Annotated in this window: 21 protein-coding genes and 2 tRNA genes; all 23 read left to right on the forward strand. The window is 48.3% G+C overall.

Going from position 1 to position 22,817, the window contains the following annotated elements; genetic code table 11:
* Positions 1-3: 3 nt before the first annotated feature.
* The 23 genes from mfd to lysS all read left to right on the forward strand — a co-directional run bounded on the left by mfd (position 4) and on the right by lysS (position 22,659).
* Positions 4-3,519, forward strand: a complete 3,516-nt coding sequence (gene mfd, locus P404_RS0108385; RefSeq protein WP_026830509.1) for a transcription-repair coupling factor — start codon at positions 4-6, stop codon at positions 3,517-3,519.
* Entirely contained in the window at positions 3,516-5,066 is a 1,551-nt protein-coding gene (locus tag P404_RS0108390) for a polysaccharide biosynthesis protein (RefSeq protein WP_014969103.1), read from the forward strand. The genes mfd and P404_RS0108390 overlap by 4 nt, the downstream gene beginning before the upstream one ends.
* Positions 5,063-6,490 carry a bifunctional methyltransferase/pyrophosphohydrolase YabN gene (gene yabN, locus P404_RS0108395; protein ID WP_026830510.1) on the forward strand — a complete coding sequence of 476 codons (1,428 nt, stop codon included), beginning with the start codon at positions 5,063-5,065 and terminating at the stop codon, positions 6,488-6,490. The genes P404_RS0108390 and yabN overlap by 4 nt, the downstream gene beginning before the upstream one ends.
* Positions 6,490-6,762 carry an RNA-binding S4 domain-containing protein gene (locus P404_RS0108400; RefSeq protein ID WP_014969105.1) on the forward strand — a complete coding sequence of 91 codons (273 nt, stop codon included), beginning with the start codon at positions 6,490-6,492 and terminating at the stop codon, positions 6,760-6,762. Before yabN ends, P404_RS0108400 begins: the two co-directional genes overlap by 1 nt.
* Positions 6,763-6,827: 65 nt before the next feature.
* Positions 6,828-7,208, forward strand: coding sequence for an FtsB family cell division protein (locus P404_RS0108405; protein WP_014969106.1), 381 nt, complete (start codon positions 6,828-6,830; stop codon positions 7,206-7,208).
* Between the two features lie 83 nt (positions 7,209-7,291).
* On the forward strand, positions 7,292-7,822 hold the full coding sequence (locus P404_RS0108410; RefSeq protein ID WP_014969107.1) for a S1 domain-containing RNA-binding protein: 531 nt from the start codon (positions 7,292-7,294) through the stop codon (positions 7,820-7,822).
* A gap of 153 nt (positions 7,823-7,975) precedes the next feature.
* Positions 7,976-8,052: transfer RNA gene (locus P404_RS0108415), tRNA-Met, on the forward strand.
* 9 nt (positions 8,053-8,061) lie between these two features.
* Positions 8,062-8,133 (forward strand) — tRNA-Glu (locus tag P404_RS0108420).
* A 76-nt stretch (positions 8,134-8,209) separates the two neighbouring features.
* A complete protein-coding gene (gene tilS, locus P404_RS0108425; protein WP_026830511.1) occupies positions 8,210-9,454 on the forward strand; it encodes a tRNA lysidine(34) synthetase TilS in 1,245 nt (414 codons plus the stop codon).
* A 33-nt stretch (positions 9,455-9,487) separates the two neighbouring features.
* Positions 9,488-10,033 carry a hypoxanthine phosphoribosyltransferase gene (gene hpt / locus P404_RS0108430; protein ID WP_012368964.1) on the forward strand — a complete coding sequence of 182 codons (546 nt, stop codon included), beginning with the start codon at positions 9,488-9,490 and terminating at the stop codon, positions 10,031-10,033.
* Between the two features lie 120 nt (positions 10,034-10,153).
* Entirely contained in the window at positions 10,154-12,160 is a 2,007-nt protein-coding gene (gene ftsH, locus P404_RS0108435; RefSeq protein ID WP_014969109.1) for an ATP-dependent zinc metalloprotease FtsH, read from the forward strand.
* Positions 12,161-12,341: 181 nt separating this feature from the next.
* Positions 12,342-13,103, forward strand: a complete 762-nt coding sequence (locus P404_RS0108440) for a type III pantothenate kinase (RefSeq protein ID WP_014969110.1) — start codon at positions 12,342-12,344, stop codon at positions 13,101-13,103.
* Positions 13,104-13,113: 10 nt separating this feature from the next.
* A complete protein-coding gene (gene hslO / locus P404_RS0108445; RefSeq protein WP_014969111.1) occupies positions 13,114-14,040 on the forward strand; it encodes an Hsp33 family molecular chaperone HslO in 927 nt (308 codons plus the stop codon).
* Between the two features lie 42 nt (positions 14,041-14,082).
* Entirely contained in the window at positions 14,083-14,364 is a 282-nt protein-coding gene (locus tag P404_RS0108450; RefSeq protein ID WP_014969112.1) for a SurA N-terminal domain-containing protein, read from the forward strand.
* 79 nt (positions 14,365-14,443) lie between these two features.
* Positions 14,444-15,391 (forward strand): cysteine synthase A, encoded by a 948-nt coding sequence (gene cysK, locus P404_RS0108455; RefSeq protein ID WP_014969113.1) that lies wholly within the window; start codon positions 14,444-14,446, stop codon positions 15,389-15,391.
* 149 nt (positions 15,392-15,540) lie between these two features.
* Positions 15,541-16,929, forward strand: a complete 1,389-nt coding sequence (locus P404_RS0108460) for an anthranilate synthase component I family protein (RefSeq protein ID WP_026830512.1) — start codon at positions 15,541-15,543, stop codon at positions 16,927-16,929.
* Positions 16,926-17,507 (forward strand): anthranilate synthase component II, encoded by a 582-nt coding sequence (locus tag P404_RS0108465; protein WP_014969115.1) that lies wholly within the window; start codon positions 16,926-16,928, stop codon positions 17,505-17,507. Before P404_RS0108460 ends, P404_RS0108465 begins: the two co-directional genes overlap by 4 nt.
* The gene (locus tag P404_RS0108470) at positions 17,491-18,330 is read left to right on the forward strand and encodes an aminotransferase class IV (RefSeq protein ID WP_026830513.1); all 840 of its coding nucleotides are present in this window, start codon (positions 17,491-17,493) and stop codon (positions 18,328-18,330) included. The genes P404_RS0108465 and P404_RS0108470 overlap by 17 nt, the downstream gene beginning before the upstream one ends.
* Positions 18,327-19,118: a dihydropteroate synthase gene (gene folP, locus P404_RS0108475; protein WP_014969117.1), complete on the forward strand. Its 792-nt coding sequence runs from the start codon at positions 18,327-18,329 to the stop codon at positions 19,116-19,118. The genes P404_RS0108470 and folP overlap by 4 nt, the downstream gene beginning before the upstream one ends.
* Positions 19,119-19,120: 2 nt before the next feature.
* Positions 19,121-19,492 (forward strand): dihydroneopterin aldolase, encoded by a 372-nt coding sequence (folB, locus tag P404_RS0108480; RefSeq protein WP_014969118.1) that lies wholly within the window; start codon positions 19,121-19,123, stop codon positions 19,490-19,492.
* The gene (gene folK, locus P404_RS0108485) at positions 19,489-19,980 is read left to right on the forward strand and encodes a 2-amino-4-hydroxy-6-hydroxymethyldihydropteridine diphosphokinase (protein WP_026830514.1); all 492 of its coding nucleotides are present in this window, start codon (positions 19,489-19,491) and stop codon (positions 19,978-19,980) included. The genes folB and folK overlap by 4 nt, the downstream gene beginning before the upstream one ends.
* A 34-nt stretch (positions 19,981-20,014) precedes the next feature.
* Positions 20,015-21,010, forward strand: a complete 996-nt coding sequence (gene dusB / locus P404_RS0108490; RefSeq protein WP_026830515.1) for a tRNA dihydrouridine synthase DusB — start codon at positions 20,015-20,017, stop codon at positions 21,008-21,010.
* A 167-nt stretch (positions 21,011-21,177) separates the two neighbouring features.
* Complete coding sequence (gene lysS / locus P404_RS0108495) at positions 21,178-22,659, forward strand: lysine--tRNA ligase (protein ID WP_193363378.1); 1,482 nt, start codon at positions 21,178-21,180, stop codon at positions 22,657-22,659.
* The last annotated feature ends 158 nt before the right edge of the window (positions 22,660-22,817 follow it).

The raw sequence follows: 22,817 nt of genomic DNA on the forward strand, positions 1-22,817 counted from the left end.
ACAATGAAACAACTACAAAATCTGTTACTCGGCATTCCGGAGATCAAAACCGTCCGGGAACGTTTCCGTGACGGGGTCAATGCCCAACTAATCACGGGACTGATGAACAGCGGAAAAGCATTATTCATCGCCGGCATTTACCAAGAGACGAAAAAAAGATTCGTCATCGTGACCCACAACATGTTCCAGGCTCAAAAATTATATGATGATCTAATTGAACTCGTTCCCGAGCAGGACGTGATGTTGTATCCGGTCGATGAGACACTTGCTGCAGAATTATCGTACGGGGCAAGCCCGGAACTCCGGGCGACACGAATCGAGACACGGCAACGTCTACTGACGACGGACGATGGGATTTTAATCATTCCGCTCGTCGGACTCAGACGATATGTCCCGACCGCGGCTGATTTTTTAGGGCATACGCACCGGATTAAACCGGGGGATGTTTTGTCGATTCCGGATTTTATTCAGGAATTGGTGGATGCCGGGTACGAACGGGCAGCTACGGTTACGACACCGGGCGAATTTGCCGTCCGCGGGAGCATCATCGATCTGTATCCGTTGACAGTGGAACGTCCTTACCGGCTTGATTTATTTGATGAAGAAGTCGACTCCATCTATACGTTTGATGCAGAGACACAACGTTCGCTTGGTGTCGTTGCGGAAGCATTGGTGCCACCGGCAGCGGAACATTTTGCGACGAATGACGGATTGCGTGCAGCGGGTGAACAGTTGCGTGGTCTTTATGAAGCGACGAAGCAACGTGTGCAGAGCACGGAAGTGTTGGTTGCCTTAGAAGAAGGAATCGCTTACGATGTCGAATTGCTCGAAAACGGGGAACGTCCGAAACAACTTCCTAAATATGCGCCGTTACTGTACAAAACCACCTTGCTTGATGATATTCGGGATACTGTTTTGATCGTCGATGAGGTCGCCCGGATTGAAGAAGCGGCCGAAGTCCAGGATACAGAAGAAGCGGAATGGATGGCTTCATTGATTGAACGGGGACAAAGCATCAGTGACTATACGTTATCGGTCCCGATGATGAAAGTCTTCCAGCAACGTCAACTGTTGTATTTATCGTTACTCCCGACACGACGCAGTGGTGTGCCGGAGAGTGCCGCCATTCACTTCAGCATCAAACCAATTGCTCCGTTCCACGGACAGATGGAACGGTTGAAGCAAGAAGTCGATCGGTACGGCCGGGCGGACATGTGGATGGTCTTTTTAGCGAGTAATCGCGAACGGGCGGAGCGGATGCGGCAAACGTTATCCGATTATGGGGTCGAAGCCTCGTTGCATACGACGGAAGATGACATCAAACGAGGACATCCCTCGATTTTAATCGGAGGTATTCACGGCGGTTTCGAGATGACGAATGCCCGTCTTGTCGTCATCACGGAAGAAGAAGTCTTTAAGCAACCGGCACGCCGCCGGAAACAAACGACTAAGCTGACGAATGCCGAGCGTATCAAAAGTTACCAGGAATTGAAGACAGGCGATTACGTCGTCCATATTCATCATGGGATCGGCCGTTATCACGGCATCAAGACGATTGATGTCGCGGGCAATCACCAGGATTATCTCCATCTGATTTATGCCGGTGAAGACTCGTTGTACGTACCGGTCGACCAAATCGATTTGATCCAAAAGTATGTCGGCGCGGAAGGCAAGGAACCAAAGATTTATAAACTTGGCGGTATGGAGTGGAAGAAAGTCAAAGCGAAAGTCCAAAAATCGGTCGAAGACATCGCGGACGAGCTGATTAAACTCTATGCGGCACGTGAAGCGGCGGTCGGATTTGCATTTCCGGAAGACGATGATAGTACACAGGCCTTTGAAGCCTCGTTCCCGTATGAGGAAACCGTCGATCAGTTACGTTCGATCGAAGAAATCAAAAAAGATATGGAACGTCCACGCCCGATGGATCGTCTCTTATGCGGTGATGTCGGTTATGGGAAAACGGAAGTCGCGATTCGAGCTGCCTTTAAAGCCGTCATGGCAGGAAAACAAGTGGCGTTGCTTGTTCCGACGACTGTTCTTGCGCAGCAACACTATGAAACGATGCTCGAACGATTCAGCGACTGGCCGATCAACGTGTCCGTCATGAGTCGATTCCGTTCAGCGGCAGAGTTAAAAGCAACGAAAAAAGGCCTGAAGGAAGGGACGGTAGATGTCGTCGTCGGGACACATCGTGTCTTATCGAAAGATGTCCAGTTTGCGGATGTCGGGTTACTCATCATCGACGAAGAACAACGGTTTGGCGTCAAGCATAAAGAACGTTTAAAACAGTTGAAAACGAACGTCGACGTCCTGACATTGACGGCCACACCGATTCCACGGACGTTGCATATGTCGATGATCGGTATCCGTGATTTGTCAGTACTTGAGACACCGCCAGAAAATCGTTATCCGGTTCAGACCTATGTCATGGAGTATGACGGAATCGTCATGCGCGAAGCGTTAGAGCGTGAACTTGGACGTGGGGGACAAGCCTTTTTCCTTTATAACCGGGTCGAAGGAATCGAGCGGAAAGCAGAAGAAATTCGTGCTCTTGTTCCGGAAGCACGTGTCGTGACGGCTCATGGTCGCATGACGGAAAGTGAACTCGAAAGCCAATTGATCGCCTTTTTTGAAGGGGACGCCGATGTGTTGGTCAGTACGACGATCATCGAAACCGGAATCGATATTCCGAATGTCAACACACTCATCGTCAACGATGCCGATCAGATGGGTCTGTCCCAGCTGTATCAATTGCGAGGACGTGTCGGACGTTCGAGCCGGGTCGCGTATTCGTACTTCACGTATCGTCCGCAAAAACGATTAACGGAAGTTGCGGAAAGCCGCCTGCAGGCCATCAAGGAGTTTACGGAGCTCGGTAGCGGCTTTAAGATTGCGATGCGTGATTTATCGATTCGCGGGGCTGGAAACTTACTCGGATCCCAACAGTCAGGCTTCATCGACTCGGTTGGATTTGATCTCTATTCCCAGATGTTGTCGGAAGCGGTCGAAGAACGAAAAGAACGGATGAAAGGGAAACGGAAAATCCAAAAATTCGTCCCGGACTTCACGTTTAGTCTGGATGCGTATATCCCAAGTCATTACATGGCAGACTCTGAATTAAAAATCGAGTTTTATAAACGATTGAAGTACGTCGATACACCGGACAGTCTCGAAGCACTGGAATCCGAGATGTTAGAACGCTTCGGAGAATTCCCAAGCGAAGTCGCTCGATTGATCCAGTTGACGCGAATGCGGATTTTCGCTGAGCGGGCTCGCGTCGAACGTGTCAAACAGACGGATCCGAAAATCGAGATCGTCTTGTCCGAACAGACGACACAGACGCTTGACGTTGCGGATTTCGTCAAATGGACCGTCCCGATCGGTCGTGGTCTTGGTATGGGCCAAGAAGACGGGAAATTGGTGTTGACGCTCAATCGTGGCAAACAAACGCTTCAACAGACAACAGAGCAGGCGGAACGATTACTCGCTGAGATTGATCGTCGGATCATGCAATGAATCAACGGATGACGATTGCTCAGGGGGCAGCTCTCCTGGCCATCTCAAGTTATGTGTCTAAATTGCTGAGTTTTTTTTACCGGATTCCTTATCAGAACATGGCGGGAGATTTCGGATTATATGTGTATCAAACCGTTTATCCAGTGTTTGCGATTGCGGCAGCACTTGGCATTTATGCATTGCCCGTCGTCGTCGCCAAGCTGACGTTACATCACCCGGAAGAGAAACGGGAAGTCTTATGGTCCATCTTTTTTGTTTTGTTAGTCATGTCTTTTGTACTCGGTACACTCGGCTGGTGGGTCGCTCCGGAAGTGGCGTTATTATTCGGGGATGCCCAGCTCGTCCAACCGCTCCGGGCAGTGACGCTTACGTTTTACCTGCTGCCGGTCATCGCTGTTTTACGAGGGATGTTCCAAGCGGATCTTGAGATGCGTCCGACGGCTTTTTCGCAAATTACGGAAAATGCCGTTCGTGTCTGCCTGTTACTACTCGTGACCTACTACGGCGTTCAAATGGGCGCCAATCCGTATCAAGTCGGAGCAGCGGCGCACATGACGGCCCTTGGTGGAAGTATTGCATCATTGATTTTATTGGTCCGTTTCGCTAAAGGACGGATCGGTCGTCCCGTCGTCTCGAAACGACATATTCGACGTGTCGGACGTGTTTTGTTGACAAGTGGTCTAGCTGTTAGTATTGCCTCACTCGCGTTGTTGTTGATGCAATTGATTGATGGACTGACCTTCGTCAACTTACTTGGAGATTCGCTTGAAACGAAAGTCGAAAAAGGAATTTTTGATCGCGGGTATCCATTACTCCAGTTCGCCATCTTGTTTGCGACATCGATCAGTCTCGCCAGTGTCCCGACATTATTGATGGAATACAGGAAACGAAATGATGCAGCGACGAAACAGCACCTCGAGACGTTGTTACGGTCGGGTTTGTTGATTGCGGCAGCGGCAACGGTCGGTCTAGTCGGAGTCATGCGGCCACTGAACATCGCCTTGTATCAGGACGATAACGGGACGGTGGCACTCAGTTGGTTGGCTGCGACAGCATTCACGGCCTCCTTATCAATGATTATCGTCTCCTGTCTCCAATCGGTGGATGCGGAAAAATATGCGTTCGTCGGAGTCGTCGTCGGTCTATCAGTCAAGCTAGGGCTCAATATCACTTTAATTCCGGCATATGGCATGTTAGGTGCTGGAATGGCGACATTTGGTGGATTTGCCGTCATGGCGGCAGCTCAATTGGTGTTGCTCAATCGTAAGTTTGGCCGAGTGACAGCTGGACGTTCCTTTTATGTCCGGTTATCGAAAGCGGTTGTCCCGATGGCCGTGTTCTTGTATATCATCGAGCAACTGTTTCGTTTATCCGGCTGGGAAAGCCGGTTCGGAGCGATGCTTGAAGTAGGTATACTTGTACTTGGTGGAGCCGGTGTTTTCTGTGTCTTTGCATTACGGACCGGCGTCTTATCGGAACGGGAATGGGCGTTGTTGCCATTTGGAGAAAAACTATATCGTATTCATCAACGTAGGGGGATCATATGACACATCAGATTACAGTCGTCGGCCTAGGAGTCGGTGAACTGGAACAATTACCGTATGGAATCTATAAGTTATTAAAAGAGACGAAGCAACCGGTCTATTTACGGACGGCAGATCATCCTGTCGTTTCAGAACTGATGGCAGAGGGAATGAAATTTACATCGTTTGATTTCATTTATGAGAAGCATGACCAATTCGAGGGTGTGTACGGTGAGATTGTGGCAACGTTGCTCGAGCAAGCTGTGACAGAACCAATCATCTATGCCGTTCCGGGTCATCCACTCGTCGCCGAAAGTACCGTACAACAATTACTCGCACAGACAGAAAACATCAACATCGTTGGTGGTCAAAGTTTTCTCGACCCGATGTTTGCTGCGGTCGGTGTGGATCCGATTGAAGGATTTCAGTTGTTGGATGCGACTGCGTTTGAGATTGACGAAGCACAAATTCGACAGCATCTATTGATCGGGCAAGTGTACGATCAGTTGGTCGCGGGGGATTTAAAAGTCATGTTGATGGAACGTTATCCCGATGAACATGACGTGACACTAGTGACGGCAGCTGGGACGAGTCAGCAACAGGTCACGACGGTTCCGCTTTATGAACTCGATCACGTGACGACATTAAGTAACCTGACGACGGTCTATGTCCCGCCCGTCACGGATCAAACGATCTTGAACCGTGATTTTACGACGTTAAAACAAATCATCGCAAGGTTGCGTGGAGAAGGTGGCTGTCCGTGGGATCAAGAACAGACACACGAGTCGTTAAAAAAACATTTAATCGAAGAATCCTACGAATTACTGGAAGCAATCGACCTTCAGGACGATAACTTAATGATTGAAGAATTAGGCGATGTCCTCCTTCAGGTCATGCTTCATGCCCAAATCGGTCTGGATGAAGGGTATTTTGATGTGCGAGACGTCATCGGTAGCGTCAGCGACAAGATGATTCGCCGTCATCCGCATGTATTTGGAGATGTGACCGTCGACTCGACCGCAGACGTCGTCACTAACTGGCAGGACATCAAAGCGCAGGAAAAACCGGAACGGATCCATCTGTTAGATGGTGTCACAAAAGGGGCTCCCGCTTTAATGCGTGCAGAACAGATTCAAAAAAAGGTCGCGAAGGTCGGATTCGAATGGGATACCGTCGCTGGAGCACTCGATAAAGTGCGGGAAGAAATCCAGGAATTGCAGGAGGCACCGGCAGCAGAGCGTTTAGGGGAGTTGGGTGATATCCTATTTTCATTAACGCTTGTCGGGAAGTACATGGAGTTATCTGCTGAAGAAGCGTTGCAACAGACGAATGATAAGTTCATCCGCCGTTTCAGACGAATGGAACAATTGGCAGATCGTCCGTTGACGGAACTTTCGTTATCGGAACAAGACGCCTTATGGAATCAATCAAAGCAGGAGGAACAGTGATGAGACTTGATAAATTTTTAAAAGTATCCCGTTTGATCAAACGCCGTACACTTGCGAAAGAGGTCGCGGATCAAGGTCGCATTACAATCAACGGTCTTGTCGCTAAAGCGAGCAGTACAGTGTCAGTTGGAGACGAGATGACGATCCGGTTTGGAAATAAGATCGTCACCGTACAAATTGATAGCATTAAGGAACATGCCAAAAAAGAAGAAGCTTCAGATATGTATCAAATCATTCGTGAAGAAAAAGTGAATTCCGAAGAATCGATGTGATTTGGTTGAAAAAGGAAGTATACTAGAGAGTGTCAGAGATGACCACTCGGATAAGGAGGGATGATATGCCAGCACCGTTGGAATCAGGGCGTGATACACCGCCCAAGATCAAACCGCTCAATGACCGGAAAAAACAGTTAAGTCAAAATGCAATCGAAAACCGTTTACGTCTGAAGAGGCGCTTCTTAGTCTGTATGTCGATCTTTCTTATTGTCCTGTCCCTGATGGGGTGGTCATATATCGAAAAGAAACAATTGATTGCTGAACAGAAACAGTCGTTTCAGGTTGCGAATCAAGAACAGGCGAAAGCAGAAAAAGAAACAGCCCGTCTGAAAGAAGAAATTGAACGATTGAATGATAAGAAATATGTTGCGAACTTAGCGAGAAGTGAACTGCTGTACTCGAAAAAAGGCGAAACGATTTTCTATTTTTCACCGGAAGATTAAACGAAGCTTGCCGATTGATTGAAAAAATGTAGAATCACTCGTATAATAAGAAATGAATCAACTAAAAAGGAGCAATACAATTTATGTCGATTGAAGTAGGCAGCAAAGTACAAGGGAAAGTTACAGGCATCACCAATTTCGGCGCGTTCGTAGAATTACCGACGGGGAAGACAGGTCTTGTTCACATCAGTGAAGTAGCAGATTCTTACGTCAAGGATATCAATGATGTCTTGACAGTCGGACAAGAAATCACGGTTAAAGTGTTGAGTGTAGAGAACGACGGAAAGATCGGTCTTTCAATTAAGAAAGCCGTCGATCGCCCAGAAGGCGAACGTCCACGTCCTCCTGCTCGTCAGTTTGATCGCGGACCACGTCCAGCAGGTCAAGACCGTGGACCACGTCCTTTCGATAACAAAGGTCCACGTGGTGGAAGTGGCGGCGGTGGAAACCGTGGTGGCTTTAACAAAGGTGGCCGTGGCGCACCAGCTCCACGTAAAGAGCAAACGTTCGATACGTTGATGACTAGTTTCCTCAAAGATAGTGAAGATCGTCTTGCTACATTGAAACGTCAAACGGATTCAAAACGTGGCGGACGTGGTGCTAAACGTCAATAACTTGCTGACCTGTTCTTTATAAGAATAGAGATGGAATGACGCTGTTCATTCCATCTTTTATTTTTTTGAAATTATTTTTACAAAAAGCGTTGACAATCATTTGACTCCCAAGTATTATAGAAAATGTGCTTAAGACGCACGCGTTCAAAATATGGCGGTGTAGCTCAGCTGGCTAGAGCGTACGGTTCATACCCGTGAGGTCGTGGGTTCGACTCCCTCCGCCGCTACCATATTTTTTTGGCCCGTTGGTCAAGCGGTTAAGACACCGCCCTTTCACGGCGGTATCACGGGTTCGATTCCCGTACGGGTCATTCTGTAAAAAAGCTATCTCTATTTATATAGAGGTAGCTTTTTTCGTTTCAATCATCAAATGAAGGAGGTCAAGATATGCGATTAGACGTGAATCTTCCAAAGGAACCCTTACTCGTCGCGGTCTCGGGTGGCTGTGATTCAATGGTGTTAGCGCATGTTTTACATGAGGCAGATTACGATATTTTGATTGTCCATGTCCATCACGGTCTTCGGAAAGAATCAGATCAGGAAGCGGAGGCGATCCGCAACTTTGCCGCAGCACGTCAAATTGAGTTCCGGATGACGCGTCTCGATTGGGAAGGGGAGACACCAAGTCAAGCAGCATGCCGAAACAGACGGTATACGTTTTTTCGACAGGTCATGGCAGAAACCGGACGGCACCATTTGGTTCTAGCCCACCACCGAGACGATCAATTGGAGACGCTGTTGATTCAATTGATTCGCGGGGAAGCACATATCGACGGAATCCCGCTCCTCCGGCCGTTTGCGAATGGTCAGATGCATCGTCCGTTATTGGCATATACGAAACAACAACTGTATGACTATGCGAAGGAACAACGCATTCAGTGGTCTGAAGATGCGACAAATGCTGAAACAAAGTACCTTCGAAACCAGATGCGGCATCAGGTGTTGCCACTCTTGGCGGAATTACGCCCCGGTTATGAGGAAGCGACGGCGCGCGCGGCGATGGTGCGGGATGAACAACAACAAGAACATCTGACATATGTCGCAGAACTCGTCAAGTCGCAGATGACAGAACGGGGACTTCCCCTCGAAGTCGTTCAGCGACTTCCTTCCGACTTCAAACGGTTCGTCTTACGTGTTCTGTTACCTGGCAGCGAACTCTCCTCAAATGATTACAATCGATTTTTGACATGGTTACGAGTAGATATGCCGTCCGGTGAAGTGTATTATGGAAACTGGAGGATACAGCGCACATATGGATTTTTGACATGTGACCGCTGTCCTGTGAGAAACTTTGCATCTGAACCACTTGAAATCGGTCCTGATTTGGGTACCTATCACTATGGTGACCATCGGATTAGGTTTTTCCGTGCCTCAGCAGGGATTCCTGTCGGGGCAATCCGTTTCCCGTTAACGATTCGACGACCGTTACCGGGGGACCGGATTCAACTGGCCATCGGGACAAAAAAAGTCAGTCGAATTCTTATTGATGCCAAGGTACCGCGGGCATTGCGGACAGAAATTCCGGTCGTCGTCGATGCAACAGGTCAAGTTCTGGCAGTCATCGGACATCGAATTGCAATATTCGGGTCATTTGAACTCCTCGCACAATCGTGTTTAATGATAGAATGGTAATGTAGTGTTTAAAATGGAGGAGGAATACCTAGCATGACCTTAATGAATGATATGGAAAAAGTACTGATTTCGGAAGAAGAGATCCAACATAAAGTCGGTGAACTCGCGGGTGAACTGACAGCGGATTATGGAGATCGTTTCCCACTACTCGTATGTGTGCTCAAAGGGGCAATGCCATTCATGTCTGATCTTGTCAAAAAGATGGATATGCATTTAGAAATGGACTTCATGGATGTCTCGACGTATCACGGCGGGACGACATCGACGGGAGAAGTTAAGATTGAGAAGGATTTAAACACGTCAGTAGAAGGACGTGACATCCTGATTGTCGAAGATATCATCGACAGTGGATTAACATTAGGCTATCTCGTGGATCTCTTTAAATATCGGAAAGCAAAGTCAGTCAAAATCGTGACATTGCTCGATAAACCAAGTGGTCGTAAAAACGATTTACACGCCGATTATAGCGGTTTTGTCATTCCACATGAGTTCGTTGTCGGTTATGGTCTTGACTATGAAGAAAAATATCGTAACCTTCCTTATGTTGGTGTATTGAAACCAGCAGTCTACGGCGGCTAATTATTTTTAATCTTGACTGTCACATGATAAGATGAAACCAATTACAAAGCGCGCTTTGCCGCGTTAGGATTCGTATCGATTGAGTAAGTTCAATCAGTTGGTGCGGAGAGGAGGCCTACGATGAACCGAGCAGTGAAGAATACCCTCGTGTTTGGGGTCATTTTTCTAGCTTTGATCTTGTTTCTGCAATACTTGCAGAGTCCAGTGAACAAAAGCAAAGAAATCAATTACACACAGTTTGTCGAGTCAGTTGAAAAAGGTGATGTCAAGACGGCGACGTTCCAGTATGAGGGACAGACGTATAACGTCACAGGTGAATTACGTGAAAAGGATACGACATATGAAACCGTCGTACCGGCTGTCGATACAGAACTGACGGATTTGTATACGCAATTGCGTAGCCAAAACGTCAAGTTGGACTTTAAGGCAGCAGAAACAAATGGCGGTTGGATCGCGTTACTGACGACCATCGTTCCATTCATCATCATCTTCATCCTGTTCTTCTTCTTGATTAATCAAGCACAAGGCGGCGGCGGCGGTGGTCGCGTCATGAACTTCGGAAAATCGAAGGCGCGCCTGTACGATACAGAAAAGAAAAAGATTACGTTTGACGATGTCGCAGGAGCAGATGAGGAAAAACAAGAACTCGTTGAGGTTGTTGAATTCTTGAAAGATCCTCGTAAGTTTGCCCGTCTCGGTGCCCGTATTCCAAAAGGTGTCCTCCTTGTAGGTCCTCCAGGTACAGGTAAAACATTGTTAGCCCGTGCGGCAGCGGGTGAAGCCGGCGTCCCATTCTTCTCGATTTCAGGTTCTGACTTCGTTGAGATGTTTGTAGGGGTTGGGGCATCACGTGTACGTGACTTGTTCGAAAATGCGAAAAAGAATGCACCATGTATCATCTTCATCGATGAGATCGATGCAGTCGGTCGTCAACGTGGAGCTGGTCTTGGCGGCGGACATGATGAGCGGGAACAAACATTGAACCAACTTCTTGTTGAGATGGATGGATTCAGTGAAAACGAAGGTATCATCATGATCGCAGCAACGAACCGTGCCGATATCCTGGACCCTGCTTTACTTCGTCCAGGCCGTTTTGACCGTCAAATCACGGTCGAGCGTCCAGATGTCGTCGGACGTGAAGCGGTTCTGAAAGTACACGCACGCAATAAACCACTTGATGCAACGGTTGATTTAAAAGCCATCGCACAACGTACACCAGGTTTCTCTGGTGCCGATCTTGAAAACCTGTTGAACGAAGCAGCACTTATTGCAGCGCGTACCGACCGTGACAAGATCTCAATCGTCGATCTCGAAGAAGCGATCGACCGTGTCATCGCTGGGCCGGCGAAGAAGAGTCGGATCATCTCACCAAAAGAGAAAAAGATTGTCGCGTGGCATGAAGCGGGTCATACGATCATCGGTGTCACACTCGATGATGCGGATGAAGTGCATAAAGTTACGATCGTTCCTCGTGGAAATGCGGGCGGCTACGTCATCATGCTTCCGAAAGAAGATCGTTACTTCATGACGAAACCAGAACTTGAAGATAAGATCACTGGATTACTTGGTGGTCGTGTCGCGGAAGATATCGTCTTTGGTGAAGCATCGACTGGAGCGAGTAATGACTTCCAACGTGCAACAGGATTAGCACGGAAGATGGTCATGGAGTTCGGGATGAGTGAAAAACTCGGACCCCTTCAGTTTGGTTCCGGTCAAAGCGGAAACGTCTTCTTAGGACGTGACTTCCAAAACGAACAGAACTATTCTGATGCGATTGCCCATGAAATCGATATGGAAATTCAAGCGATCATCAACAAGTGTTACCAAAAAGCGAAAACGATCCTAACGGAAAAACGCGATCAGCTTGATTTGATTGCGACGACGTTACTTGAAGTGGAAACACTTGACCAGAAACAAATTCACCATCTCTTGGAGACGGGCGAATACAAGAAAAACCAACCTGAAGTGATCGCAGAACCAAAAGTGGACGAGAAAACGCCGGAATCGACGACACCTGTCATCGATCAACCGACAGAATCTCCGACGCAACGTGGCTCTGTCATCGAAGAAGGGGAAAATGTCGATACGGAAAAACCAGATCAACCACGTCGGGATGATCAAATTTAAGTACGTATGGACTAAAAGAGACTAGACGGTGTCTAGCGAACAAAGAAGGTCAGTATTCCAAATGGGATGCTGACCTTTTCTGTTCTGTTTGACAAGGCGCACTTCAATAGGTGAAGCCAGACGTGCGTGGTATAATCACAACGTATGCAACAGCTATCGTCAGAGAAAAGTGGGGAATCAGATGATTTTAGTAATTGATGTGGGAAATACGAATATCGTGCTTGGCGTCTATGATGAACAGACACTTGTTCAGCATTGGCGGATCGCGACGGATCGTACACGGACAACGGACGAGTACGGGATGTTGGTCAAAGCTCTGTTTCGGGATGCAGACTTAAACGTGGAAGACATTGAGGGAATCGTGTTATCATCTGTCGTACCCCCTGTCGTGTTTCCGCTCGAAAACATGTGCGTCCGTTACTTCAACCGACGTCCATTTGTGATTGGACCGGGAATCAAGACGGGACTCGATTTGAAAGTCGACAATCCAAGAGAGGTCGGGGCGGATCGAATCGTCAATGCGGTCGCTGCGACAGTCAAATACGATGGTCCTTTGATCATTGTTGATTTTGGAACGGCCACGACCTATTGTTATATCGATTCACAAAAACGCTATTACGGTGGGATCATCTCACCGGGTGTCATGGTATCGACCGAGGCACTGTATAACAAAGCAGCGAAATTACCACGAATCGAGATTGCGAAACCGCAGTCAGCGATTGGTCGCAATACGGTCCATGCGATGCAATCCGGAACCTATTTCGGATACGTCGCGCAAGTCGATGGACTCGTTCATCGGATGAAAGAAGAAATGGGTGAAGCTACTGTCATTGCGACAGGAGGACTTGCCCGATTAATCAGTGAGGAATCCGCGACGATCAAAATCGTTGATCCATTTTTGACGCTTGACGGGTTGCGGATTATCTACGACCGAAATAAGTGAGGGAAAAATAATGAAACGTGAAGAATTATTAGCACAATTAAAAGATGATTATTTAGTAAGAGCCTTAGGTTTTAATGGGGAAGTCCGCGCCTTTTCCATCCGTTCGACAAAAACGGTTTATGAAGCACAACTGCGTCACCAGACGACACCCGTTGTGACAGCAGCGCTTGGTCGGACATTGACGATCGGGGCGATGATGGGAACGATGCAAAAAGGAGACACACGTGTGACGCTGAAAGTCGAAGGGGACGGACCAATCGGTAAAATCATCGTCGATGCCGATGCAAAAGGACAAGTCCGAGGCTACGTCACCCACCCGCGTGTTGAGATGGATACGTATGTCAATGGCGATGGTCTGACGAAACTGAAAGTCGGCGACGCCGTTGGTCGTGGAAATATCTCGGTCATCAAAGACTTAGGTCTCCGGGACTTCGTCGGCGGACAGTCGCCGATCCAAACAGGTGAGATCAGTGAAGACTTCACATACTATTTTGCTGTTTCAGAGCAAAGTCCATCCGTCGTTGGTGCCGGTGTCCTCGTCTATCCAGAAGATGAGTCTGTCATCGCAGCAGGCGGCTTGATCGTCCAATTGATGCCAGATGCGTCAGAAGAAACGATTGCGGCACTCGAGCAACGAATCGCTGCGTTAAAACCGATTTCGATTCTGGTCGGAGAAGAAAAAACGCCGGAAGAGATGTTAGGTCTTGTCTTAGGGGATTCGTTTGAAGTCCTCGATACGATTCCAGTTGCCTTTAAATGTACGTGTGAGCGTGAAAAATTAGCGACAGCGATCGTCGCGCTCGGACCGGACGAGATTCAAGCGATGATTGATGAAGATGGTGGCGCAGAAGCTGTTTGTCATTTTTGTTCAGAACATTATCAGTATGGTGTCGAAGAATTACAATCACTTCGCGAAAAATCACTCGAAAGAGCATAAGAGGGTCTGAAAATGGGAACTGTAAACTCTAAGTACTTGTGGATGTTGATTTTCATTTTGTTATTGACGAACTTTTTGACAGGTGCTTACGCGTTCATGGGTGAATTGCCAAAAGTTGACTCACCGAAGATTGTCCAGGACAGTATCGGTGGACCGCTCGAAGAGGTCGTCGCGCAAGTCGGTGATCAAGAAATCACACGGGCGGATGTCTATCAAGTCATGCGAAATGAGCATGAGCAGGAAACGATTGACCGTTTGATTGCGGAAGCAGTCGAAAAACAATCAAAAAACGGATCAAAGCCGACGGTAGAGCGCTTTGATTGACAATTTTCATCCAGTCCATCGATAATTGATCTATCGGATTACTTGGAATTGAAGTTTTTCATTATGAGGAGGAATGGTCATGCGCATTGCGAATTCAGTATTGGATTTAGTCGGCCGCACGCCGATCGTTAAATTGAATCATTTGACAGGACCGGAAGATGCGGACGTGTATTTGAAACTGGAATATATGAATCCAGGTTCAAGCGTCAAGGACCGAATCGCCTTAGCGATGATCGAAACGGCTGAGTCGGCAGGGCATCTGAAAACAGGAGATACGATCATTGAGCCCACGAGTGGAAACACCGGAATTGGACTCGCGATGGTCGCTGCTGCAAAAGGGTACCGCTCGATTCTTGTCATGCCGGAAACGATGAGCATGGAACGTCGAACTCTTCTTCGTGCGTACGGTGCGGAGTTGATTTTAACACCAGGCCCGGAAGGAATGAAGGGTGCGATTGCTCGGGCAACGGCAGAAGCCGAAGAACACGGTTATTTCATGCCGCAACAGTTCAACAACGAAGCGAATCCGGTCGTCCATGAACAAACGACAGGCCCTGAAATCGTCGAGGCGTTTGAAGGATTGACGCTTGATGCGTTCATCGCTGGAATTGGAACGGGCGGAACGATTACTGGTGCTGGAAAAGTGTTACGTCATGCTTTCCCTGGAATTGAAATCATTGCCGTTGAACCAACGGATTCCCCTGTACTTTCGGGTGGGAAACCGGGTCCGCACAAGTTACAAGGAATCGGAGCTGGATTCGTCCCATCGATTCTTGATACGAAGATCTACGATGGCGTCGAGCAAGTGACGACGGAAGAAGCGTTTGATCATGCGCGCCGTGCCGCTAAAACGAACGGGATTCTCGGTGGGATTTCTTCTGGAGCGGCGATCGCGGCTGCCTTGAAGACCGCCGCACGTCTGGGAAAAGGAAAAACTGTTCTGGCGATCATCCCGTCGAACGGAGAACGTTACCTCAGTACACCGCTGTATCAAGTGGAAGAAGAAGCAGACAGTTCAAAATTATAATCTTTTCAGTCAAGGGGTTCATTCCGATTTTATGGAATGGACCTCTTTTTTACTACTAACAAAGAAACAGACTGACGTTTGAGTCGTCCGTCTGTCTGCTTTTTGCGTATAATGAGGACAGAATATAGTTCGGAAGTGGAGGAACAACAGTGCGACAGACAGTATATGAATCATTTACGTGGACAAAAGAACAGTTTTATAACCGGTACGTCGAATTGACAACAGGACAAACAGGACATGTCTGGCTTGAAAGTGGGCGCATCGGGTCTTATACGATGGCGGGGATTCGGCCTGTCGGACATGTGCGGACAAAAGACGGGATCACGACCATTACGATTTCCGGTGAACAGGAACAGAGGACGGATGCTCCGTTTATACTCATAGACGAAATCCGTTCCCGGTACGCATCGGCGCGCCCGGCAGGCATGCCGCCGTTTTTTGGTGGATTGGCGGGGTATGTCAGTTATGACGCGGTCCGTTATCTCGAACGTTTGCCTGAACAAGCGGAAGATGACTTGGCGACAGCTGACGTCTCCCTCTATTGGTATGATGAAGTAGCCGTTTTTGACCACCAGACCGAGCAATTATTTGTCGCCGTCACGCGGGAGACCGAAGCAGAAGCACGTCTCGACCTGGCAAAAGAAGTGGCGTCTTGGTGTCAAACAAGTCCGGTCCCGACGTTTCCAACACCGGAGGAAGTCACCGTGCGTCGTGGACGTTCCTTTGAACGAGCGGACTTCGTCCAGGCGGCAGATCGCGTGAAACGATATATTGAAGCCGGGGATGTGTTTCAAGTCAACCTCGCCGTCCGTCAACAGGAACCGTTACGGACGACACCTGCTCATATCTATGATGTCTTGCGAACGGTGAATCCTTCCCCGTATATGGGATACTTCGCGGATCCAGACCTAGTCCTCGTCTCGGCGTCTCCTGAATTGCTCGTCGAAAAAATTGGTGCGTCGCTGGCGACACGTCCGATTGCCGGAACACGACCGCGGGGAAAAGATGAAGAAGAAGATTTAGCTTTAGCGAAAACGTTGCTTGATAATGAAAAGGAACGCGCAGAGCATGTCATGCTTGTCGATCTCGAACGGAACGATTTAGGACGCGTCAGCCGGTATGGATCCGTTCATGTCGACGAACTGATGGTCATCGAAAAATATTCGCATGTCCAACATATCGTCTCGAATGTCCGAGGAGAGATTGCGGACGGGGAAACGGCCAGTAGTGTCCTCGCAGCGATGTTTCCAGGGGGCACGATCACAGGCGCACCTAAAATCCGGACGATGGAGATCATCGAAGAGCTGGAGCCGGTTCGCCGGGGGATCTATACGGGTTCCTTAGGATTCATCAGCTGGGCGGATGAAGCGATTTTCAACATCCTGATTCGGACGTTAGTCGCAAAAGACGGGATGGCTTATATTCAGGCTGGTGCCGGCATCGTGACCGATTCAGATTCGGAAAGTGAATATGAAGAATCGCTGAGTAAAGCGAAAGCCCTTTGGGTGGCAAAAGAAATGGCGGAGGAAACGACATGATTGTATTAATCGATAATTATGATTCATTTACGTATAATCTAGTACAGTATTTGGGGGAACTCGGACAAGATATTCGTGTGTTTCGAAATGATGCGATCACGATCGAAGAAATCGAACAGCTTGCCCCTGATCATTTAGTCATCTCACCCGGACCCTGTACCCCAAACGAGGCGGGAATTAGTTTAGAAGCGATCCGTTATTTTGCCGGACGGATTCCGATACTTGGTGTCTGTCTCGGACATCAAGCGATCGGTCAAGTCTTTGGCGGAAAGGTCGTCCGCGCGAAAACGTTGATGCACGGGAAGGTATCCTTACTGTCGCATGACGACTCGTTGATGTTTGCCGGAATCGAACAACAGACACCCGTCACGCGTTATCATTCATTAGTCGTCGAGCGGGAAAGTTTTCCGGACGTCTTGACGATCACGGCAGAAGCAGATGGTGAAATCATGGCACTGCGCCATAAGGACTGGCCGATCGTCGGGGTCCAGTTTCATCCGGAAGCGATTTTGACACGCGATGGGAAACAGATGTTAAAAAACTTTTTGGAGCTGACACACTATGTATCTTTGGCATGATGGACACGTAAAACGAGAAGAAGACATTCGGATCTCGCCGTTTGACCACGGATATTTATATGGGGTGGGTGTATTTGAGACGTTTCGGACTTACGGGGGACACCCCTTTTTATTTGACGATCATATCGAACGACTTCAGATGAGTTGTGCCGCGATTGGGATCAAATTACCGTATGGACGGGATGAGTTGTTAGCGGCAGTGGAAGAACTTTATCGAATACATGAAAAATCGGACGTGTACATTCGGCTGAATGTCTCGGCTGGAGAACGGGAAATCGGGCTCTCGAGTGAACCGTATGCCACACCAACTGTTTTGATGTATGCGAAACCGGTTGGGCCAAGACGGAATTCAGAACGAGCACTGGAGACGATCCGTCTTGCGCGCAGTACACCGGAAACAAATTACCGTCTGAAGTCGCATCACTATATGAACAATCTTGTCGCCAAACGGCAACTGTTTAATCAAGAAGCGGAAGGATTGTTCTTAACCAAAGAAGGATTTATCTGTGAAGGTATCACATCGAATATCTTTTGGCGGTATGGAGACAAGTGGTATACACCACCACTTGAGACAGGGGCCTTAAACGGAATCACCCGCCAATTCCTCATGGAACAGATGCCGGTCGAAGAACGATTGGCCTTGTTGCCCCAATTATCTGAAGCGGATGAAATCCTTTATACGAATTCGATCCAGGAAGCGGTCGCGGTCTCGTCACTTGACGGACGAGCATTTCCGGGTCTTGCAGGACACGGGTATCAGTCAGTGCAGACCTTGTTTGATCAAGCGGTCCAGACGAAATGGTCAAGGAGGGAACGAGAATGACGAAGATTATGGGAATCCTGAACGTGACGCCGGATTCATTTTCCGATGGTGGAAACTATGTGGATGTCGAACAAGCCGTTCGTCATGCGAAACAACTTGTGGCGGATGGGGCGGATGCAATCGATGTCGGCGGCGAATCGACGCGACCCGGTGCGACGTTCGTCTCGGCTCAGGAAGAAATCGAACGTGTCGTGCCGGTCATTCGTCGCTTGAAACGAGAACTGGATGTGTTCGTGTCAATCGATACGTATAAACCGGAAGTAGCGGAAGCGGCAGTCAAAGCGGGTGCGGACATCATCAATGACGTCTGGGGATCGAAGTGGGGCGATTGTTCGATGGTCGATGTCGCAGCGCGGCACAAAGTCCCGATCATCTTGATGCATAACCGTTCAGAACCCCATGGGCCAGATCTGTTAGCAGAAGTACGTGCAGATTTAGAGGATTCGATTCGTTTGGCAAAACAAGCAGGAGTTTCGGAAAATCGGATTTGGCTGGACCCGGGAATCGGCTTCATGAAGACGCATCAAGAAAATTTGTTTTTAATGCGTCATTTGTCAATCACGACCGATTTTGGGTACCCGGTCTTGCTTGGGACGTCACGCAAGTCGATGATTGGTCTGACGCTCGGATTACCCGCTGATCAACGCGTCGAAGGGACGATTGCTACGGTTTGTTACGGCATTCAGCAAGGGTGTGAATGGATGCGGGTCCATGACGTCAAAGCGATTAAACGAGCAGCCGTCATGATGGATACGATGTTGGCAGCGGAACTAGCGGGAGGGGAATGACGATGGATCGAATACAAGTGACCGGTATGCGTTTTTACGGCTACCATGGTGTGTTTGCAGAGGAAACCAAGTTAGGACAACGCTTTAACGTCGATTTATCGATTGGTCTGGATTTATCAAGTGCGGGTAAGACCGATGATTTACGGGAAAGCGTCAATTACGCGGAATTGTACAATGTTACAAAACAGGTCGTCGAAGGGGCACCGTTACAGCTCGTCGAAGCGTTGGCCGAGCGGATCGCAGCGCACGTCCTGTTGCTGGATTCACGAATTCTTGAAACGACGATCAAGGTCATCAAACCCGATCCTCCGATTGCCGGGCACTATGAACATGTCGCTGTTGAAATTCACCGGAAACGAGCGGATGATCAATGAACCGTGCCTACATTGCATTAGGGTCGAACATCGGGGATAAGGCGGGGCATTTACAAGCGGCGATTGATGCCATGCGTTTGCTGCCGACGACCAAAACCGTCCGTCCTTCATCCATCTATGAGACGGCTCCCGTCGGTTATGTCGATCAGGACCTGTTTTATAATATGGTCGTCGAGCTCGAGACGACATTATCGGCAGAAATGTTACTGGAAGAACTCCAACGAATCGAGCAGCAAGAAGGCCGGAAACGTCTCTTTAAAAATGGACCACGGACCCTTGATCTCGATATCGTCTTGTACAACGAAGAGATGATCCAATCGGAAGGGTTGACGGTCCCTCATCCGCGGATGCAAGATCGGGCATTCGTATTAGCCCCGTTACGTGAATTAAATGCATCTCACATTGTGCCGGGAGTAGATCAGACCGTCGGACAGTTGTATGTTGCGTTACCGGAAGCAGAACGAGCTGACGTTAGACGCATCGAGTAGGGAACAGTTTCAGACAGAAGAAGGGATGAGAAGGATGGCAGGTTTTAAAATTGGTGAAGTCGTACTGAATAACCGTGTCATTTTAGCACCGATGGCGGGCGTCTGTAATCCTGCGTTTCGTTTGATTGCAAAAGAATTCGGGGCAGGTCTCGTCTGTGCGGAAATGGTCAGTGATAAAGGAATTCTGTATGAAAATGAACGAACGATGCAGATGTTATATGTCGACGATCGGGAAAAACCGCTTAGTTTACAGATTTATGGCGGTTCAAAGGAAACACTGGTTCAAGCCGCTCAGTATGTCGATGCCAACACGAATGCCGATATCATTGATATCAATATGGGGTGCCCTGTACCGAAAGTGACGAAGTGTGACGCCGGTGCGAAGTGGTTACTTGATCCGGACAAGGTCTACGAGATGGTTCATGCGGTATCGCAAGCGGTCGATAAACCTGTCACGGTCAAGATGCGGACCGGCTGGGACAGTCATCATATTTATTGTGTCGATAATGTCCGCGCGGCGGAAGCCGGTGGTGCGAAGGCCGTCGCCATTCATGGACGAACCCGTTCCCAGAAATATGAAGGGGTAGCGGATTGGAACATCATTGGGGAAGCGAAACGTGCAGTCGGCATTCCGGTCATCGGCAATGGGGATGTTCAAACGCCGCAAGATGCTAAACGAATGATTGATGAAATCGGTGTTGATGGGGTGATGATTGGTCGGGCGGCACTCGGCAATCCTTGGATGTTGTATCAAACAATCCAGTACCTCGAATCGGGCACCCTCCCGGTTGAACCGACAGCACGTGAAAAAATCGATATTTGTCTGTTGCATGCAGCGCGTCTCGTTGCGTTAAAGGGTGAGGCACTTGCCGTCCGTGAGATGCGGACGCATGTCGCATGGTACTTAAAAGGACTAAGTGGGAACGGACAGGTTCGTAAAGCGTTATTTGATATCGATACGCATGCCGGTCTGCAAAGCTTACTCCATCAGTACGTCGAAACGTTGGAAACGAACGCAGTACATGCGTAACAGGTAAAGTATAGTCGGGCTTGCCCGTTTTATGGTACGCTAATGCCATTGAAGATGAGCGAATCGGTTTTTCTAAGAGCTGTCGGTCATACCGGCAGCTTTTTCATCGAAGAAGGTGAAAACCATCGTGAACCATTATAAAAGGAGTGAAGACAGTGAGTCAGGACATGGAAATGAATGATCAAATGCAGGTGCGTCTCGGTAAGATGAATGCCATGCGTGAACAAGGACTTGATCCGTTTGGTGCTCGTTTCGAACGGTCAACGGATACAGCCAGTATTCGTGCCGCTTACGGCGAACACGAAAAAGAAGAATTGGCAGAACTGAAACCGGACGTTGCGATTGCGGGTCGCGTCATGACGACACGCCGTAAAGGGAAAGTTGGCTTTACGAACGTGCAAGATGTAAAAGGCCAAATTCAATTGTATGTGCGTAAAGATGATGTAGGTGAAGAAGCCTATGAAATTTATAAAACATGTGATCTGGGCGATATTGTCGGAATCAGTGGATACGTCTTCAAGACGAACGTCGGTGAATTATCGGTTCACGTCACATCCTTTACATTACTGACAAAAGCACTACGTCCCCTTCCGGATAAATACCACGGACTAAAAGATGTCGAACAGCGTTATCGTCAACGGTATCTCGATTTGATCACGAACAATGAATCACGTGAGACATTCATCGCACGTAGTAAAGTCATTCGTGGCATCCGTCAGTACCTCGATAGTCTCGGATACTTGGAAGTTGAAACACCGATGTTGCATACAATCGCAGGTGGTGCATCAGCACGTCCGTTCATCACACATCACAATGCACTCGATATGACGCTGTATATGCGGATTGCCATCGAATTGCATCTTAAGCGTTTGATCGTCGGTGGGCTGGAGAAGGTCTATGAAATCGGTCGTGTCTTCCGAAATGAAGGAATCTCGACACGTCATAACCCTGAATTCACGATGATCGAGTTGTATGAAGCATACGCGGATTACAATGACATCATGAACTTGACAGAAAACCTGATTGCGCATGTCGCGCAAGAAGTACTTGGCACAACACAAGTCACATATGGTGAAGATGTCATCGATCTGTCTGTCGGATGGAAACGTGCCCATATGGCGGACCTTGTTAAAGAAGCGACAGGTGTTGATTTCTTTGAAGAGATTACAAAAGAACGTGCCCATGAGTTGGCGCATGAACATGGTGTTGAAGTTCAAGCCCATATGACAACTGGACATATCCTCAATGAATTCTTTGAACAAAAGATTGAAGAGTCACTTGTTCAGCCGACATTTGTCTACGGACATCCGGTCGAGATTTCACCGCTTGCGAAGAAAAATCCAGAAGACCCACGTTTCACGGATCGTTTTGAATTGTTTATCGTCCGTCGGGAACATGCGAATGCCTTTACGGAATTGAATGATCCGATTGATCAACGGGAACGTTTCGAAGCCCAGCTTGTTGAAAAAGAAGCAGGGAACGATGAAGCGCATGAAATGGATAATGATTTCATCGAAGCACTTGAGTATGGTATGCCACCAACTGGAGGGCTCGGAATCGGAATCGATCGTCTCGTCATGTTGCTGACGAATGCACCGTCGATCCGTGATGTACTCCTGTTCCCAACGATGCGCCATCAACAAAACTAAGGACTCATCGAAAGTGATTCTCCCCCGTTTTTCTTCATAATAGAAGAAAGCGGGGGGGGTTTGTTAGTGATCAGGTCATCAAAAAACCTTTATCTGATAAGAGGTTTGCTAGAATATCTTTTGGAGAAAACGGGGAAAATAAACTTTTAAATGTTTTT

This window comes from Exiguobacterium antarcticum DSM 14480 (assembly GCF_000685865.1).
GTDB classification, from domain to species: domain Bacteria; phylum Bacillota; class Bacilli; order Exiguobacteriales; family Exiguobacteriaceae; genus Exiguobacterium_A; species Exiguobacterium_A antarcticum.